Source organism: Streptomyces sp. NPDC030222, from assembly GCF_055573115.1.
The window spans coordinates 1-16,791 of record NZ_JBVICA010000015.1 but is presented as its reverse complement, the minus strand read 5'-3'; the positions used below and the strand labels follow the sequence as shown (position 1 = coordinate 16,791).

The window sequence follows — 16,791 nt, the reverse complement described above, 5'->3', positions numbered from 1 at the left end:
TCGGCACTCTCAACGATGGTCACTCGAAAGAGTTACGGGTCGCGTGAGCACCTTCAGTGGTCGTTCACGTACAGCTATGCCCCATTTAGCGGCTTTTCTTCCCTTGTTGAGGTGTCTGAGGCTAGATTCGCAATGAGTCATATTTACATCTACTTACACAACAGATGTACGGTCATGGGCACGATGCGGCACGCGCATCCGTCTTCGGCACGGATACTCACGGTTACGAGGGGACATGCAATGGCAGATTTCTCCCGCCTTCCCGGGCCCAACGCCGATCTGTGGGACTGGCAGCTCCTCGCGGCATGCCGCGGGGTCGACAGCTCCCTCTTCTTCCACCCGGAGGGGGAGCGTGGTGCAGCAAGGAGTGCGCGCGAGAACTCGGCGAAAGAGGTCTGCATGAGGTGCCCGGTACGTGCGGAGTGCGCGGCGCACGCCCTTGCGGTCAGGGAGCCGTACGGCGTGTGGGGCGGCCTGACCGAGGACGAACGCGAAGAACTGATGGGCCGCGCACGCAACCGCCTGGTCACGACCTCGGCGACACCCGGCGGGGGCCCGGCCCGACATTGATCTATGCAGAATCGTTCCTGCACTCGGTGCCACCCCGCGCTGCCGCCCGATCCGGCGGAGCGCGGGGTTTGATGTGTACGGGTCCACGCGCCCGGCCACGGCTCAGCCCACGCTCCCGGCAGCCATGACTCGGCGGGTGCGCGGGATCCGGCCGACGGCGTGTGCGCTTCCTGCCAGGGTGCACTTCCCGGCCGGACGGGCGCGGCTTCGCCTCCCGGCGAGTGCGACTCCGGCCCGACGGGAGCGGCTTCCCGGCTCGGCGAGCATGCCTTCGCGGTCCGGCGGCGGGCACGGGTCCCCCGCCAGAAGGGTTCCCCGGCGTCAGCCGACGCGCCCGCACCGCCGGCAGAAGAACGTAGGCGGGCCCGGCCGGCGGTGCGGACGCCCAGTGGCACGGCTCAACTGCTCGCCGCGACCGGCATCAGATGGTCGAGGGTCGCCGCGACCGCCGGCACCTGCGCGAGGTCCGGCAGAGTGAGGGCGACGATCTCACGGCGGACGGCCGGCTCCACCGCCACGATCCTGGTCCCGTCGGTCCGGACCGGCTCCAGCGCCAGTCCGGGCAGCACAGCGACGCCCAGCCCGGCGGCGACCAGGCCGATGACCGCCGGACAGTCATCGGTCGCGAAGTCGATCCGCGGCGTGAATCCCGCCCCTTCGCAGACCTCCACCAACTGACGACGGCAGCGCGGGCACCCCGCGATCCACGGCTCGTCGGCCAGGTCAGCGATCGCGACCGTGTCGGCTCCCCCGAGCCGGTGCCCCTCCGGCACCAGTCCGACGAGCCGGTCGGTCAGCAGCGGCCGGACGACGAGGTCGTCCCACTCGTCGGCGGTCGCGGCACCCTCGTAGCGGAAGGCCAGCGCCACGTCGCAGTCCCCCTCGCGCAGCATCGCGACGGACTTCGGCGGTTCGGCTTCGACGAGGGAGACGCGCGTGCCCGGGTGTGCCTCCCGCAGCGCGGCCAGTGCAGTCGGCACGAGCGTGGCACTGCCGCTGGGGAACGAGACCAGCCGGACCCGGCCGGCGCGCAGCCCGGCGATGGCGGCGACCTCCTCCTCGGCAGCGGTCAGCCCGGCCAGGATCCCGGCGGCATGGCGGACCAGGGCCTCGCCTGCCTGGGTCAGCCGCATCTCCCGGCCCGTCCGGACCAGCAGCGGGGTTCCCACCGACGTCTCAAGGGCCTTCATCTGCTGGCTGACCGCGGGCTGGGTGCAGCCGAGCTCACGCGCCGCAGCGGAGAAGGATCCGGTGGCGGCCACGGCACGCAGGACACGGAGGTGTCGGGCTTCGATCACCGCCACACTATAAGGCTGTCTTGGGGTTTCCGCAGATTATGAACTCGACGCTTTGGCGAGTGGAGATTACCGTGCACCCATGAGACTTCTGACGGTGAATGCGGGAAAGCCGAAGCAGGTCGACTACACGGACGGGCCTGGCGGCGTCACGGGTATCGACAAGCAGCCCGCCGACGGGGCGGTCCTGGTGACCGACCCCGGCCCGAAGGGCACGGGCGGGAGCGGCCTCAGCGGCGACGCGGTGTGCGACCTGCGTCATCACGGCGGATCCCACCAGGCCGTCTACGCCTACGCACGCGAGGACCTCGACGCATGGGAGAGGGAGCTGGGGCGCCGGCTGGGCAACGGTTCCTTCGGCGAGAACCTCACCACCGCCGGGGTCGACGTCAACGGCGCGCTGATCGGCGAGCGTTGGCGGATCGGCCGTGACCTCGTGCTGGAGGTGGCCTCCGCCCGTATCCCCTGCCGGACGTTCGGCGGCTGGCTGGAAGAGAACGGGTGGGTCAAGCGGTTCACCCGGGCCTGCGTACCCGGCGCCTACCTTCGTGTGATCGAGCCCGGTGAGATCGTGGCGGGCGCCAGTATCGACATCCTGTCGCGGCCCGCCCACGACGTCACCGTCGGGCTGCTCTTCCGCGCCCTCACCACCGAGCGCACCCTGCTGCCCCGCCTGCTCGCCGCGGGCGACGCCCTCGCCCCGAAAGCCATGGCCAAGGCCCGGCAGTACGTCGCCGACCAGGGCTGACGCACATCGGACAGGACGAGACATACGGGGAGAACCCTGAGGCGTTCGGGGTGGTGGATCGGGGACGGTTGAGGGCCGTCCCCGATGCCCGGACACGCGGCCGGCGGGGACTCTCGAGGCATGACCCGACTGAAACGCGTCGTGATCACCCTCGGGCCGGTCGCGGTGGTGTCCGCCCTCGCACTGGTCGGCGGCTTCCTCCGGCTGCACTCGAGCGCGAAGGTGTCCACGGCCCGCGCGACCGAATTCCCCGACGAACCGCCCTCACCACCGCTCGCCACATCGACGGCCGGAGCGGACGGCATGCTCTGCGAGAGTTCGCCCGACCCGCCGACGCGGCCCGGCATCCCCGAAGTGCCCGACCCGCGCGCCCCGGTGCGCGAGCGTCACTTCGGCCTGCGGCTGTGCGGATTCAACGGAGGTCCGATGACGACAGGCCGAGTGGACGCCGTCGTCACACGTGGGACGACCGCACTGCGGACCGTACGCAGCACCGACGGCATACCGGACAACTTCCCCGTGCGCGATGTTCAGTTCAGCGCATTGGAGGTAAGGCGGACGGCAGCCGTCCGCCGGGCAGTGCGCCGGGACACTCCACCCGCCCCGGCAGTGGTCCGAACACGTGGGGCACTAACGTGCGGGTATGACGACTGCACTGATTACGGGCGCGACTGCGGGCATCGGTGCCGCCTTCGCGCGGCGGCTCGCCGCCGACGGACGCAACCTGGTGCTGGTGGCCCGCGATACCAAGCGGCTGCAGGAGCAGGCCACCGAACTGCACGACAGGCACTCCGTCGAAGTGGAGGTGCTCACGGCCGACCTGGCGACGGACGAGGGCATCGCGGCGGTCGAGACCCGGCTCGGCGACCGCACCCACCCGGTGGACCTGCTGGTCAACAATGCCGGCTTCGGCAACAAGGGCCGGTATCTGGACGTGTCGATGGCCGACGAGCTGAAGATGCTGAAGGTGCACTGCGAGGCCGTCCTGCGCCTCACCTCCTCGGCGGCGGAGGGGATGCGGGAACGAGGCCGTGGCGGAGTGATCAATGTGGCGTCGGTCGCGGCGTTCGTCCCGCGAGGCACCTACGGGGCCTCCAAGGCCTGGGTCGTGCAGTTCACCCAGGGCGTGGCACGGGACCTGGCCGGCTCGGGCGTACGGCTGATGGCGCTGTGCCCGGGGTTCGTCCGGACCGAGTTCCACCAGCGGGCCGGCATGGGAACGGACAACATCCCCGGCTGGATGTGGCTCGACGCGGACAAGCTGGTCACGGACGCGCTGAACGACCTGGCGCGCGGCAAGTCGCTGTCCATCCCGGACGTCCGGTACAAGGCCCTGATGGGTGTGGCAAAGCTGGTACCGCGGGGCATGCTCGGCGGCCTCAGCTCCCGGACGGGCCGCAAGTACGGCCCGCAGTAGGCCGTTGGAGCCCCGCTGAAGCCCGCCGTCCGAGCGGCGCCCGCACGAACCCACAGATCGGTCGACTCGGGCATTTCTCACTAAAATGGAGGCATCTCCACCGCGGCTCTGTTGACGTCGGGAGGCGCCATGACATTCGTACAGTTGATCGACTGCAAGACAAGTCGTTTCGACGAGATGAACCGGCTCATGGACACATGGGTCGAGCAGACCAGGGGCAAGCGGACTGCCACGCACAACATCATCGGCAAGGACCGGTCCGATGCCTCCCACTTCATCGAGATAGTCGAGTTCCCCTCCTACGAAGAGGCGATGAAGAACTCCAACCTGCCGGAAACCGATCGGATATTCCGGGAGATGGTGGCTCTCTGTGACGAGTTGCCGACTTTCACGGACCTGGACGTGGTCCGGGACGAGCAGCTCTACAAGACCAATGCGCGCCGCTTCTTCGAGACGGTCCACACCAAGGGTGATCTGTCCACGCTCGACCAGGTCTTCGCCGAGGACTACCACGACCACGATCCGAGCAAGGAGCCGGACTCCATCGGCATGGACACGATGCGCCAGGAGATAGAGACGTGGCGCAAGGGGTTCGACTTCAGGTTCGACATCGAGGAACAGATAGCCGAGGGTGACCGGGTCTGCACCCGCTGGAACTGGCACGGCACGCACCACGGCGAGTTCATGGGCATACCCGCGAGCGGAAAGCAGGTGTCCATGAGCGGGACGACCGTCTTCCGCTGCCGTGACGACGGCAGGATCGCCGAAGGGTGGTGGCAGTACGACCGGCTCGGCCTGATGGGTCAGCTCGGAGCCCTGGAAATGTGACGTCCGCTCGGGCTGCCGGGGCGGGGCGGCGGACTCCGAGGCAGCCCGCGCAAGCGGGAAGGCCCCCGTCCCCTGAAAGGGAACGGAGGCCTTCCCGGTGCACTGCGGCGGACGCCCAGTGGCGGATGCCCAGTGGCGGTGGGTCAGTGAGCGTGACCGTGGCCATGGCCGGCGTCCGCGGACTCCTCTTCCTTCTTCTCGACGACCAGGGTCTCGGTCGTGAGCAGCAGGGAGGCGATCGACGCGGCGTTCTCCAGCGCGGAACGGGTCACCTTGACCGGGTCGATGACGCCGGCCTTGACCAGGTCGCCGTACTCGCCGGTCGCGGCGTTGAAGCCCTCGCCCTTGCCGAGCTCGGCGACCTTGGCCGTGATGACGTAGCCCTCCAGGCCGGCGTTCTCGGCGATCCAGCGCAGCGGCTCGACCACGGCGCGGCGGACGACCGCGACACCGGTGGCCTCGTCGCCCTGCTTGTCGAGGTTGCCCTCGAGCACCTTGGAGGCGTGGACCAGCGCGGAGCCACCACCGGAGACGATGCCCTCCTCGACCGCGGCGCGGGTCGCGGAAATGGCGTCCTCCAGACGGTGCTTCTTCTCCTTCAGCTCCACCTCGGTGGCGGCGCCGACCTTGATCACGCACACGCCGCCGGCCAGCTTGGCGAGGCGCTCCTGGAGCTTCTCGCGGTCCCAGTCGGAGTCCGTGGTCTCGATCTCGGCGCGGATCTGCATGACACGACCGCTGACGTCCTCGGACTTGCCACCGCCGTCGACGATGGTGGTGTCGTCCTTGGTGACGGTCACGCGGCGGGCGGTGCCCAGCACGTCCAGGCCGACCTGGTCGAGCTTGAGGCCGACCTCCTCGGCGACGACGGTGCCGCCGGTCAGGGTCGCCATGTCGCCCAGCATCGCCTTGCGGCGGTCACCGAAGCCCGGGGCCTTCACGGCGACGGCGTTGAAGGTGCCACGGATCTTGTTGACGACGAGGGTGGACAGGGCCTCGCCCTCGACGTCCTCGGCGATGATCAGCAGCGGCTTGCTGTTGCCGGACTGGATGACCTTCTCCAGCAGCGGCAGCAGGTCCTGGATGGAGGAGATCTTGCCCTGGTGGATCAGGATGTACGGGTCCTCGAGGACGGCCTCCATACGCTCCTGGTCGGTCACCATGTACGGGGACAGGTAGCCCTTGTCGAAGGCCATGCCCTCAGTGAAGTCCAGCTCCAGACCGAAGGTGTTGGACTCCTCGACGGTGATGACACCGTCCTTGCCGACCTTGTCCATCGCCTCGGCGATGAGCTCGCCGACCTGCTGGTCCTGGGCGGACAGCGCGGCGACGGCGGCGATGTCGGACTTCTCCTCGATCGGCCGCGCGGTGGCGAGCAGGTCGTCGGAGATGGCCTTGACCGCAGCGTCGATGCCCTTCTTCAGGGAGGCCGGGGAGGCGCCGGCGGCGACGTTGCGCAGACCCTCGCGGACCAGCGCCTGGGCCAGCACGGTGGCGGTGGTGGTGCCGTCACCAGCGATGTCGTTGGTCTTGGTCGCCACCTCCTTCACCAGCTGGGCGCCGAGGTTCTCGTACGGGTCGTCGATCTCGACCTCGCGGGCGATCGTGACACCGTCGTTGGTGATGGTCGGGGCGCCGAACTTCTTGTCGATGACGACGTTGCGGCCCTTGGGGCCGATCGTCACCTTGACCGTGTCGGCAAGCTTGTTGACGCCGCGCTCGAGGGCGCGACGGGCGTCCTCGTCGAACTTCAGGATCTTCGCCATGGGCCTGTTTCAATCCTCTCGAACGAACCGCGCCCCTCGCCGCCCGGCAATATCAGCGGGGGCCAGGGGCGCAGCTCAAAGCAAATCTGCTGGTGAATTACTTCTCGATGATCGCGAGAACGTCGCGAGCCGAGAGGACGAGGTACTCCTCGCCGTTGTACTTCACCTCGGTGCCGCCGTACTTGCTGTAGAGCACGATGTCGCCGGTGTTCACGTCGAGCGGCAGACGCTCGCCGTTCTCGAAACGGCCCGGGCCCACGGCCAGGACGACGCCCTCCTGGGGCTTCTCCTTCGCAGTGTCCGGAATGACCAGGCCAGAGGCCGTGGTCTGCTCGGCGTCCAGCGGCTGGACCACGATGCGGTCCTCGAGCGGCTTGATGGCAACCTTGGAGCTGGCGGTCGTCACGATCCGACCTCCCCCTTCGGAGATCTCACGGGGTTAACTGTCTGAGGTGGCGACCAGGTCGATCCGTCGTCGCGGGTGCCGGACCTGCCCGTCGCGTTTGTTGGCACTCTCCTACGGGGAGTGCCAGAGCCGAGACTAGGCCTGTGATTAGCACTCGGTCAAGCGGAGTGCCAATACGGTGCGGCGGACGTTGACGGACGTACGCTTCCTTCCTCCTTCCGAACCCCGGAATCGCCGGCACGACCGGCACCGGGCATCGTCCTCCACGGGGATCCGGCGCCCCGCGGACGAAGCGGACTCACCCGAACCGGACTCGCCCGCAAGGGACTCGGCGGGATCGGGCGGGTGCTATCGGAGTCGGGGAGACGGGCTCCGGCGGAACCGGGCAGAACGGAACGGGCAGAACGGAACGGGCGGAACGGAACGGGCCGAACAGGACCCCGGCCCGCCGAACCGACCCGGCGGGATCGGAACCGGCCCCACCGAGCCGGCCCGGGGCATGAACGGGACCGGGCCCCGAACCGGCCCGGGAGGAGCCGGGCCCGGGCGGGACCCGGCTCGCGCACCCCGGTCTCACACGTAGTCCTCCAGGCGGGCCACGGCGTACCCCTTGGCCGTCACCGTCTTCATCACCTCGCGGATCATGTCGGGCATGCTGCCCTTCCACTCCGCGCGCCCGCGGAAGTGCGTGAGGATGATGTCCCCCGGGTGCAGGTCCTGGTCCGACTCACGCCATTCCATGTGGTCGGGGAACGCCTCCGCCGCCCACAGCGGCACCGCCTTGACGCCGCAGGACTTGGCGGCGCGGAGGGTGTCACGGTTGTAGTTGCCGTACGGCGGCCGGAAGAGCCGGGGCCGCTTCCCGTACTCCTTCTCCATGACGTCCTGCATCCCGCAGATCTCGCGGCGCTGTTCCTCGTAGGAGAGCCCGGGCAGATAGCGGTGGTTGAGCGTGTGGTTGTGCAGCCCCACGCCGCGCTTCTGCATCTCGGCGAAGTAGCCGTAGTCGTGGCGCACCAGGTAGTCGCTCAGGAACGCGCTGTACGGGATGCCCAGTTCGGTCATCATGCGCGGCAGTTCCGGGTCCTTCTCGGCACCGTCGTCGATCGTCAGGAAGACGACCTTCTCCTTGGTCGGCACGGTCGTGAAGACGGGCGGCAGGTCGCCCTGGCCCGTGACCTCGAAGCCCCTGCGCACGGTGATCCGCGGTTTCGCCGCCGGCGGGGGCGGGGCGGCGAGCGGGAACCCGACAAGGCCCCACTTCCCCGCGGCGACCCTGGCGGCCTGCGTGTGCTGCAGACGGTCCGCATAGCCGGCGAGGGCACGGGCGGCAGGAGCCCGGTACGCCTTCCGTGCACTCTGAGCGCCTTGTGCGCCCGCCCCGTCGCCGGAGCCCGTCCGCCCGTCACCGTGCCCGTCACCGGCCGACGACGCCCGACCGGCCGCCCCCTGGCCCGGGGTGTCCCCCGAGCCGCTCGGGCTCCCGGCGAAGCAGCCGGAGCCGAGCGCCGCGAGCAGCAGTGCGGCCGCGACCATCCTGACCGGGGCGGTGCCCCGAAAACCACGGTGCACCCCATTATTTTCCGTTTGTCGTACTAGCTGCATGGCGCTGCATCCTGTCAGCGTCGAGCCCGTACACCGGGCCGACACAACCGCCGGGCGGCGCACATCCACCGACTGGCCCACAATGGGCCGGTGAACGACCTCGACTCCTTCGCCGCACTGCTCACCGAGGAGGGCAGCGCCCTGCTCACCGTCCTGCGCGACCACGACCCCGCGCAGGAACTGGCGACGGCGACGCGGCTGCGCCGCGAGCACCCGGCCGCACTGGTCTCGGCCGCGCTCGGCCAGGCCCGTCTGCGGCAGCGGGCGGCGGCGAAGTTCGGAGCCGAGGACGCGTACCGCATGTACTTCACGCCGAACGGTGTGGAGCAGTCGACCCGCGCCTCCGTCGCCGCGTACCGGGCCGCGCGGTTCGCCGGCCTCGGCGTGCGCAGCGTGGCGGACCTGTGCTCCGGCATCGGCGGTGACGCGATCGCGCTCGCCCGCGCCGGCATCTCGGTGCTCGCCGTGGACCGCGACCCGCTCACGGCCGCCGTGGCGCGCGCCAACGCCGAGGCGCTGGGCCTCACCGGCCTGATCGAGGTGCGGTGCGCGGACGTCACCGGTATCGACACCTCGCCGTACGACGCGGTGTTCGTCGACCCCGCCCGCCGCGGCGGGCGCGGCCGGATCTTCGACCCCGAGGCCTACTCCCCGCCCCTGTCCTGGGCGATCGGCGCGGCCCGCACGGCCCCCCGGGCCGCCTTGAAGATCGCGCCCGGCGTCCCGCACGAGGCCGTACCGGACGACGCCGAGGCCGAGTGGATCTCCGACCACGGCGATGTGAAGGAAGCCGTGCTGTGGTTCGGCACCGACCCCGGCACCGTGCGCGCCACCCTGCTCCCCGGCCCGCACACCCTCACCGGCAGCGGCCTCCCGGACCCCGCCGTGCGCCCCGTCGGCCGCTACCTCTACGAGCCGGACGGCGCCGCCATCCGTGCCCACCTCGTCGCGGACATCGCCGCCACGCTCGACGGCGGCCTGATCGACGCGACGATCGCGTACATCACCTCCGACGAACTGCGCCCCACCCCGTACGCGACGGCTTACGAGATCACCGACCGGCTCCCCTTCAACGTGAAGAGGCTCAAGGCCCTGCTGCGGGAGCGGGAGGTCGGTGTGCTGACCGTGAAGAAGCGGGGCTCGGCGGTCGAACCGGAGGAGCTCCGCCGCAAGGTGAAACCGCAGGGTCCCGGCTCCGCGACGGTCTTCCTCACCCGGGCAGCGGGCGCTCCGACGATGCTGATCGGTCGTCCCGCCCCTGCTCCGTCCCCGGCGACGACGGGCGCGTGACGAGGCCCACCGCCCAGCGGTAGTGCGCGACCGCCTTGGCCGTACCGATGAGGCCGGTGAGCCACAGGACCACGCCCAGGCCGAGGCCGAGGACCACGTCGGCGTAGGTGTCGTCGCCCGGGCGCGCGCCCGCCGTCCACGCGAACGAGACCCACAGTCCCGCGGCGCACAGAAAAACCGACGGCAGCAGCCAGCGCAGGACCGGGCCCGGGGCGCGGTGCCGGGCGTCCGCGACGGGATCGCGGTCCAACGCGGACCACTGGAAGAGGAGTTCACGGATCCTCTTGTCGCGCCGGACGCCCAGCCCGATCGCGAAGGCCACCGGGATCGCCACGGCGATGCCGACGATCAGGATGCCCAGCGCCAGGGTCGCGGTGATCGGGTCGGCGCCCGGCTCGGTCAGTCCCTGAACACCCACGCCGGCACACGCCCAGCCGGCTGCCAACAGCGCCGACCAGCCCCACAGTCCGGCCATTCGGCCGACGCCGAGGACCTTTCCGACCAGCTCGCCGAGGACCGCGTTCCGGTCGGCGAGCATGGCCGCACGGTCAGGCCAGGCACGCAGGTGCACGGGCGGCGGCGGGGGCGGCAAGGACCTACGGTTAGACATGCGTTCGAGGCTATCGCCCGGCCGCACGCCGGCGGCGGACGCCCCGCCCGGCGCCCGCCGGACGCCCGGCTCACGACCCGCTCGACGGCCGCCGGACGCCCAGGCTCACGGCCCGTTCGACGCCCGGTTCACAGCCCGCTCGAGTGCCCCGTTCCCACCGAGGAGCCGGGCGTCGTCACCCCTCGTACGCGTCCTCCAGGGCCCGGATGTCGATCTTCTTCATGTTCATCATCGCCCGCATGACACGGTCGGCCCTGGTGCGGTCGGGATCCGAGACCAGCTCGGCGAGCCTGTGCGGGGTGACCTGCCAGGACAGGCCGTACCTGTCCTTCAGCCAGCCGCACGGGCCCTGTTCACCGCCCTCGCTCAGCTGTTCCCAGTAGCGGTCGACCTCTTCCTGGGATCCGCAGTCCACGGACAGCGAGACCGCTTCGGTGAAGGGGAACTGCGGGCCGCCGTTCAGGGCGACGAACTGCTGGCCGGCGAGCTCGAACGTGACCGTCATGACCGATCCGGGCACTCCCGGGCCCGACTCGGTGTACCGGGTCACGCCGACGATCCGGGAGTCGTCGAAGACCGACGTGTAGAACTGCGCGGCGTCCGCGGCCTGGTCGTCGAACCAGAGAAAGGTCGTGATCTTCTGCATGACGTGGGCTCCTCCGCTGCCTCGTGGACGTCTTCGAGGGATGGACCCGCCGGCCCACCGGAACTCATCGCTCGCCCGCGTCCTTTCCGAGCAGCAGTGCGCGCTCGCGTTCGTTACGGGTCAGCCCGGCGGCGCGCTCGAACTCGGCGCTGGCCTCGGCGGACCGGCCCAGCGCGACAACAGGTCACCGTGGACGCTCGGCAGGAGGTGGTAGTCCTTGAGCGCCGGTTCGGCGGCGAGCGCGTCGACGATCGGCAGCGCGGCGGCCGGGCCCTGTGCCATGGACACGACCACGGCCACGGCCCTGTTGAGTTCCACGACCGGGGACGGGGTCAGGGCGGCCGGCCGCCCGTAGAGGGCGGCGATGGCGGCCCGGTCCGACACGTCCGGGAAGAATTTCTTCGCCACGGTCAGAGATAGTCCTCCAGCCGCGCGACCGCAAAGCCCTGCTCCTGGATGCGGCGGAGCATGTTCGCCGTCATCTCCGTCATCGACCGGCCCTTGAGCTCGCCGCGGCCGCGGAAGTGGGCGAGGACGATGTCGCCGGGGTGCAGCTTCCGGTCACCGCGCTGGTACTGCATGTCGGTGATCTGCATCGACTGGCGCCAGAGCACGATCGCCTCGACGCCACAGGCCTTGGCGGCGGCGCGGGTGTTCTCGTTCCAGAGACCGAAGGGCGGGCGCATCAGCCGCGGTGCGGCGCCGTAGACCTGTTCGAGCCGGGCCTGCTGGCCGCATATCTCCCGACGCTGGCCTCCGAGGTCCAGCGTCCGCAGATTGGGGTGGGTCAGGCTGTGGTTGTGGATGCCGTTGCCGAGCCGACGGAGCGGCGTGAAGTAGCCGTAGTCGTCCCTGATGGCGGAATCGGTGAGGAACATCGTGATGGGGATGTTCAGTTCGCGCATCATGGTGACGAACTCGGCGTCCTTCTCGGTCCCGTCGTCGACGGTGATGAAGACGACCTTGTCCCGGGTGGGTATCTCGCTGATCACCGGGACGTCCCCGCCCGGGCGGAGCCGCAGCGGTTTGACCGCCGGCGGGGCGGGCCGCGGGGGAAGGGGCTTCAGGCCCCACTTCTGGAAGGCGGCGGCGGAACCGGGCGCGGACGCCGGACCGGTCGCGGACGACGGGCTCTGGGCGGCGATCGCCGAGGGGGACCGGCCGGACGGTACCCGGCCGACCGTGGAGGACGACGCCTCCGACGGCGTCGCACACCCCGACGTGAGGCCCGCTATGAGTCCCGCGAACAGGGCGGCGGCCGCCACCCTTCGCCCTGTGACGTTCCTGCCCACCCACATGCTCCATGTCCGTACGTCTCAAGCCGGTCGCTCTCCTTGACGAGCGACCGGAATGCGCGGTTCCACGCCACCCGCCACGGGCGGGTCCGGCGGTCTCGGCACGCTCCGGGCCGCTCGTCGGCTCCCCCGGGCGGTCGTCCTTGCCACCGGTCCCCCGCCGCCACCGCTGCCCGCCGCCCCGGACCCGGCCGACCACGGCCCACCGCGCCGGGCCGCACCAAAGACCCCCGCCTCGGGCCACGCCGACCGGCCCCGCCACACCGACGCCCCCGCCCACCGAGCCTCGCCGCCCCAGCGCCTGCAGCCCTGAGCCATGTCGGCCGGCCCCCGCCGTCCCGGCCGTCCGGACCCGGCCGTCCTGCCCCCAACGGCCCAGCCCCTCCAGAGCGAACCGCCCCCGCCGTCGGGCCCCGACCGCCCTACCCCTCCTCGGTGCCTACGGAGTCGAACCGCCAGCGGTGCACCGGACGGGTGACCAGGCCCGGGCCGGGCTCGGGGAGTTCCGGAAGGTCCGCGGTGAGGTCCGCGGCGTCCCACCAGGTGATGACGAGCACCCTGTCCTCAGGCGCGCGGAACGTCTCGCGCCGCAGCGGCCGACGGGGCAGCGCCCGGTCGCGGACCCAGGCCAGGAGCTCCGGGCCACGGCCCTCCGCCGCCCGGGCCTCCCACATCACGGCGACTGTCATGAGTAGAGGTTGTCCTTGCTCAGCTCGTGCAGATGGTCATGATCGTGACCGTGGTCATGGCCGTGGCCGTGGTGCTCCCCGGGGACGTGCGGATCGGTCACGGGCAGCGAGGAGTCGGCCGACAGACCGAGGTCGGACGGCGGCCGGTTGCGGGCGACCATCTCGGCGCCCAGCGCCGCGACCATCGCGCCGTTGTCGGTGCACAGTCCGGGGCGGGGTACCCGCAGCCGGATACCGGCCCGCTCGCAGCGCTCCTCCGCGAGGGCCCGCAGCCGCGAGTTCGCGGCGACGCCGCCGCCGATCATGAGGTGGTCGACGCCCTCGTCCTTGCAGGCCCGGACGGCCTTGCGGGTGAGCACGTCGACGACGGCCTCCTGGAAGGACGCGGCCACGTCCCGCACCGGCACGTCCTCGCCGGCGTTGCGCTTCGCCTCGATCCACCGTGCGACCGCGGTCTTCAGACCGGAGAAGGAGAAGTCGTACGCGGGGTCGCGTGGGCCGGTCAGTCCGCGCGGGAACGCGATGGCCTCCGGGTCGCCCTCCCTGGCCAGCCGGTCGATGACGGGCCCGCCGGGGAAGCCGAGGTCCAGCACTCGTGCGATCTTGTCGAAGGCCTCGCCGGCCGCGTCGTCGATGGTCGAGCCCATCGGCCGTACGTCGGCGGTGATGTCGGGGGCGAGCAGTAGCGAGGAGTGCCCGCCGGACACCAGCAGCGCCATGGTCGGTTCGGGCAGCGGACCGTGCTCCAGCTGGTCGACGCAGATGTGCGAGGCGAGGTGGTTGACTCCGTAGAGGGGCTTGCCGAGCGCGTAGGCGTAGGCCTTCGCCGCCGAGACGCCGACGAGGAGGGCGCCGGCGAGACCGGGTCCCGCCGTCACGGCGATGCCGTCGAGGTCCTTGGCGGACACTCCGGCCGTCTTCAGGGCCCGCTGGATGGTCGGGACCATCGCCTCCAGGTGGGCGCGGGAGGCGACCTCGGGGACGACCCCGCCGAAACGGGCGTGCTCGTCCACGCTCGACGCGATGGCGTCGGCGAGGAGGGTCGTACCGCGGACGATGCCGACGCCCGTCTCGTCGCAGGAGGTCTCGATGCCGAGGACCAGGGGTTCGTCAGCCATGGATATCGGTTCCTTGTACTGGGTGCACTTGGTGGCGCATGACGAGGGCGTCCACGTTGCCCGGCTGGTAGTAGCCGCGGCGGAAGCCGATCGGCTCGAAGCCGAAGCGCTCGTACAGCTTCTGGGCGCGGGTGTTGTCCACCCGGACTTCGAGGAGCACCTCGTCGCACTCGAAGGCGGTGGCGTGCTTGAGGAGGTCGGTGAGCAGCCGGGCGCCGAGCCCGGTGCCCCACTGGTGGCGGGCGACGGCGATGGTCTGGACGTCGCCGAGGCCACCGGCGGCGGCCAGGCCCGCGTACCCCACGATCCGGCCGTCCCCGTCCTCGGCGACGACGTAGTGGCGGGTGGCCTGCGGGCCGCGGGCGTGGGCGAGCTCGGACCAGAACATCCCGGGCGACCAGGCGTCCTCGGGGAACAGTTCCTCCTCCATGAGGAGCACCGGCTCGATGTCCCACCACCGCATCTCGCGCAGGGCGACGGGAGTCACTTGGGGGTGACCACCTTGTAGTTCTTCGGTACCTGCGCGTCGGGGCGGCGCAGGTAGAGCGGGCGCGGTTCGAGCAGCTTCTCGCCCGCGGCCAGCTTCTCGGCGGCCAGGGAGGCGAGCGCGGCGGCGGACTGGTGCTCGGGGCCGCGGGCCGCGGGGAAGGTCTCCGGGTAGAGCAGGGCGCCCGCCCCGACGGCCGGCAGTCCGGCCACCTCGGCGGCGATGTCGGCGGGACGGTCCACGGACGCGTCACCGACGCGGGTGCGCGCGTCGTCGTAGCGCGCCCAGTAGACCTCCTTGCGGCGCGCGTCCGTCGCGACGACGAACGGCTCCTCCAGCCCGGAGGCGTACGCGAGGCCGTCCAGCGTGCACAGCCCGTGGACGGGCACGTCGAGCGCCGTGCCGAACGTCATGGCCGTCACCAGTCCGACGCGCAACCCGGTGTACGGTCCGGGGCCCACCCCGACGACGACGTCCGTCACGGCGTCGAGTGCGAGACCGGCGTCGGCGAGGACGGAGTCGACGGAGGGCAGCAGCAGTTCGCCGTGGCGGCGGGCGTCGACCCGGCTCGTCTCGGCGACGACCTTCTCACCGTCGTGGAGGGCGACGGTGACGGCGGGCGTGGCGGTATCAACAGCGAGCAAGAGCACGCAAACAGCCTACGGCCACCGCGACGGGGCGAGTGAGCCGAAGGGGTGCCAGGGGGCCGGGTGGCCGGCCGCTCGGCGGTGGCAGCCGCACGGCGTCCCGTACCGCCCCGCCCCTGCTGCTACCGTCACCCCTACCGTCACCAGAGGTACGAACATACGAGAGGTGGGCACAGGTGGCACGGAGCAGCTCGGGATTCGTGGCCGGGCTGACCGCGGCAGCGGTCGCGGTGGTCTGCTACTTCGCCTACCAGGCGTCGGCGAACGCGCCGACGCCCTACGAGCTCGCCGAGAAGCGGCCCGCGAGCACTCCGTCCGCGCCCGCCCCGAAGGCGCCGAAGCCGGAGGCCGCGGCACCGACGGACCCGGCGGCGCCGACGCTGCCCGACGCGTCCGGCCGGGGCAAGCGCGTCGTCTACTCGATCGCCCTGAAGCGGGTGTGGCTGGTGGAGGAGAAGCAGGAACAGACTCCGCGCACGTTCACGGTGATGCCGAGCACGGTCGGCCCCGAGCCGGGCACGTACAAGGTGACCTCACGGTCCGGCACCGTCCGGGGCTCGGACGGCGTGCAGATCGAGCACGTGGTGCGGTTCACGAGCGTCGACGGGGTGTCGATCGGGTTCAGCGCCGCGGTCGACGGATCGCTGGCCGAGCCGGACCCCAACCGGAGGACCGGCGGCATCCGGATGACGCGGTCGGACGGTGACGCGATGTGGACGTTCGCGAACGTCGACGCCACGGTAGTCGTCGTCCCCTGACGCCGACCGGGTATCCCTGACGCCCGCGCCCTCCGACCCGGCCGTCGTGGCCGTCGTCACCCCACCACGTCCGATGCGTGCCACCGAGCCGGGGCCGACTCCGGATATCACCCGTACGGGCCACGGTTCAACGCCGATGTCGTACCTCGGCACGCCGCTTCATGCTGCGCGGCGGCGATCCTGACGCTCCCCGGGCGCCTTCTCGTCGCCTCCGAAGGGTGCGGTCCGCGGCGCGTCCCCGGGCATCCTGGGCGCCTCCCCGGGCGGGGTCGAGATCGCGCTGGCCGCCGCGCACGACGCGAGGAGATCGCGCATCGAAACAGCGGACGTCGAGGGGTACCGCTGCTGTGTCTCGCGCTCTGAGGCCTGCATGGACGCCTCCTGTCGGGCTCCGGGGCACGCGTGGTTAGGTATACCTAACCAGCTCTCCTCAACCATAGGACCACGCGGGGTCGGGGGTGCGCAACACCTTGCCGACGTCTTGTCGGAACGTACACACGCATGGAGGCCCGACAGGCGACGGTGCTTTCTAGGGGTCGTCGCAACACGTGGTCGTGTTGATCAGGCCGCGAGCAGTTTATGCAGGCGCTCGGCTGGGGTTTCCCAGCCGAGCGTT

At 70.9% G+C, this 16,791-nt stretch carries 17 protein-coding genes and 1 pseudogene; 6 read left to right on the top strand and 12 right to left on the bottom strand.

From position 1 onward, the window contains the following. Positions 1-240: 240 nt before the first annotated feature. A complete protein-coding gene (locus ACZ4Z5_RS21555; protein WP_468265095.1) occupies positions 241-570 on the top strand; it encodes a WhiB family transcriptional regulator in 330 nt (109 codons plus the stop codon). A gap of 398 nt (positions 571-968) precedes the next feature. Here ACZ4Z5_RS21555 and ACZ4Z5_RS21550 read toward each other — a convergent pair whose 3' ends face one another. Continuing rightward, positions 969-1,868 (bottom strand): LysR family transcriptional regulator, encoded by a 900-nt coding sequence (locus tag ACZ4Z5_RS21550; RefSeq protein WP_468265093.1) that lies wholly within the window; start codon positions 1,866-1,868, stop codon positions 969-971. A gap of 79 nt (positions 1,869-1,947) precedes the next feature. On the opposite strand from ACZ4Z5_RS21550, the gene ACZ4Z5_RS21545 reads away from it, so the two are divergent. The 3 genes from ACZ4Z5_RS21545 to ACZ4Z5_RS21535 all read left to right on the top strand — a co-directional run bounded on the left by ACZ4Z5_RS21545 (position 1,948) and on the right by ACZ4Z5_RS21535 (position 4,858). After that, complete coding sequence (locus tag ACZ4Z5_RS21545; RefSeq protein ID WP_468265091.1) at positions 1,948-2,613, top strand: MOSC domain-containing protein; 666 nt, start codon at positions 1,948-1,950, stop codon at positions 2,611-2,613. 643 nt (positions 2,614-3,256) lie between these two features. Then, positions 3,257-4,030: an SDR family NAD(P)-dependent oxidoreductase gene (locus ACZ4Z5_RS21540; protein ID WP_468265089.1), complete on the top strand. Its 774-nt coding sequence runs from the start codon at positions 3,257-3,259 to the stop codon at positions 4,028-4,030. Between the two features lie 129 nt (positions 4,031-4,159). Further along, positions 4,160-4,858, top strand: a complete 699-nt coding sequence (locus ACZ4Z5_RS21535; RefSeq protein ID WP_468265087.1) for an ester cyclase — start codon at positions 4,160-4,162, stop codon at positions 4,856-4,858. A gap of 143 nt (positions 4,859-5,001) precedes the next feature. On the opposite strand, the gene groL is transcribed toward ACZ4Z5_RS21535, so the two are convergent. The 3 genes from groL to ACZ4Z5_RS21520 all read right to left on the bottom strand — a co-directional run bounded on the left by groL (position 5,002) and on the right by ACZ4Z5_RS21520 (position 8,635). Beyond that, positions 5,002-6,624 carry a chaperonin GroEL gene (gene groL, locus ACZ4Z5_RS21530; RefSeq protein WP_468265085.1) on the bottom strand — a complete coding sequence of 541 codons (1,623 nt, stop codon included), beginning with the start codon at positions 6,622-6,624 and terminating at the stop codon, positions 5,002-5,004. A 97-nt stretch (positions 6,625-6,721) separates the two neighbouring features. Beyond that, the gene (gene groES / locus ACZ4Z5_RS21525; RefSeq protein WP_468265083.1) at positions 6,722-7,030 is read right to left on the bottom strand and encodes a co-chaperone GroES; all 309 of its coding nucleotides are present in this window, start codon (positions 7,028-7,030) and stop codon (positions 6,722-6,724) included. Positions 7,031-7,603: 573 nt separating this feature from the next. Continuing rightward, positions 7,604-8,635: a polysaccharide deacetylase family protein gene (locus tag ACZ4Z5_RS21520; protein ID WP_468265081.1), complete on the bottom strand. Its 1,032-nt coding sequence runs from the start codon at positions 8,633-8,635 to the stop codon at positions 7,604-7,606. Positions 8,636-8,725: 90 nt separating this feature from the next. Here ACZ4Z5_RS21520 and ACZ4Z5_RS21515 point away from each other — a divergent pair, with 90 nt between their 5' ends. Next, on the top strand, positions 8,726-9,925 hold the full coding sequence (locus ACZ4Z5_RS21515) for a THUMP-like domain-containing protein (RefSeq protein WP_468265079.1): 1,200 nt from the start codon (positions 8,726-8,728) through the stop codon (positions 9,923-9,925). Here ACZ4Z5_RS21515 and ACZ4Z5_RS21510 read toward each other — a convergent pair. The 8 genes and pseudogenes from ACZ4Z5_RS21510 to tsaB all read right to left on the bottom strand — a co-directional run bounded on the left by ACZ4Z5_RS21510 (position 9,846) and on the right by tsaB (position 15,420). After that, positions 9,846-10,535 carry a hypothetical protein gene (locus tag ACZ4Z5_RS21510; RefSeq protein ID WP_468265077.1) on the bottom strand — a complete coding sequence of 230 codons (690 nt, stop codon included), beginning with the start codon at positions 10,533-10,535 and terminating at the stop codon, positions 9,846-9,848. The genes ACZ4Z5_RS21515 and ACZ4Z5_RS21510 overlap by 80 nt on opposite strands. Before the next feature lie 175 nt (positions 10,536-10,710). Further along, positions 10,711-11,181, bottom strand: coding sequence for a VOC family protein (locus tag ACZ4Z5_RS21505; RefSeq protein ID WP_468265075.1), 471 nt, complete (start codon positions 11,179-11,181; stop codon positions 10,711-10,713). 64 nt (positions 11,182-11,245) lie between these two features. After that, a pseudogene (locus ACZ4Z5_RS21500) lies at positions 11,246-11,562 on the bottom strand (hypothetical protein); the annotation flags it as partial. A 29-nt stretch (positions 11,563-11,591) separates the two neighbouring features. Continuing rightward, positions 11,592-12,479, bottom strand: coding sequence for a polysaccharide deacetylase family protein (locus ACZ4Z5_RS21495; protein WP_468265073.1), 888 nt, complete (start codon positions 12,477-12,479; stop codon positions 11,592-11,594). A gap of 419 nt (positions 12,480-12,898) precedes the next feature. Further along, positions 12,899-13,165 carry a hypothetical protein gene (locus ACZ4Z5_RS21490; RefSeq protein ID WP_468265071.1) on the bottom strand — a complete coding sequence of 89 codons (267 nt, stop codon included), beginning with the start codon at positions 13,163-13,165 and terminating at the stop codon, positions 12,899-12,901. Next, entirely contained in the window at positions 13,162-14,283 is a 1,122-nt protein-coding gene (gene tsaD, locus ACZ4Z5_RS21485; RefSeq protein WP_468265069.1) for a tRNA (adenosine(37)-N6)-threonylcarbamoyltransferase complex transferase subunit TsaD, read from the bottom strand. Before tsaD ends, ACZ4Z5_RS21490 begins: the two co-directional genes overlap by 4 nt. Next, a complete protein-coding gene (rimI, locus tag ACZ4Z5_RS21480) occupies positions 14,276-14,746 on the bottom strand; it encodes a ribosomal protein S18-alanine N-acetyltransferase (RefSeq protein ID WP_468265367.1) in 471 nt (156 codons plus the stop codon). The genes tsaD and rimI overlap by 8 nt, the downstream gene beginning before the upstream one ends. Positions 14,747-14,766: 20 nt before the next feature. After that, complete coding sequence (gene tsaB, locus ACZ4Z5_RS21475) at positions 14,767-15,420, bottom strand: tRNA (adenosine(37)-N6)-threonylcarbamoyltransferase complex dimerization subunit type 1 TsaB (RefSeq protein ID WP_468265067.1); 654 nt, start codon at positions 15,418-15,420, stop codon at positions 14,767-14,769. Positions 15,421-15,593: 173 nt separating this feature from the next. Here tsaB and ACZ4Z5_RS21470 point away from each other — a divergent pair, with 173 nt between their 5' ends. Continuing rightward, positions 15,594-16,175: a hypothetical protein gene (locus tag ACZ4Z5_RS21470; protein WP_468265065.1), complete on the top strand. Its 582-nt coding sequence runs from the start codon at positions 15,594-15,596 to the stop codon at positions 16,173-16,175. Positions 16,176-16,791 lie beyond the last annotated feature (616 nt).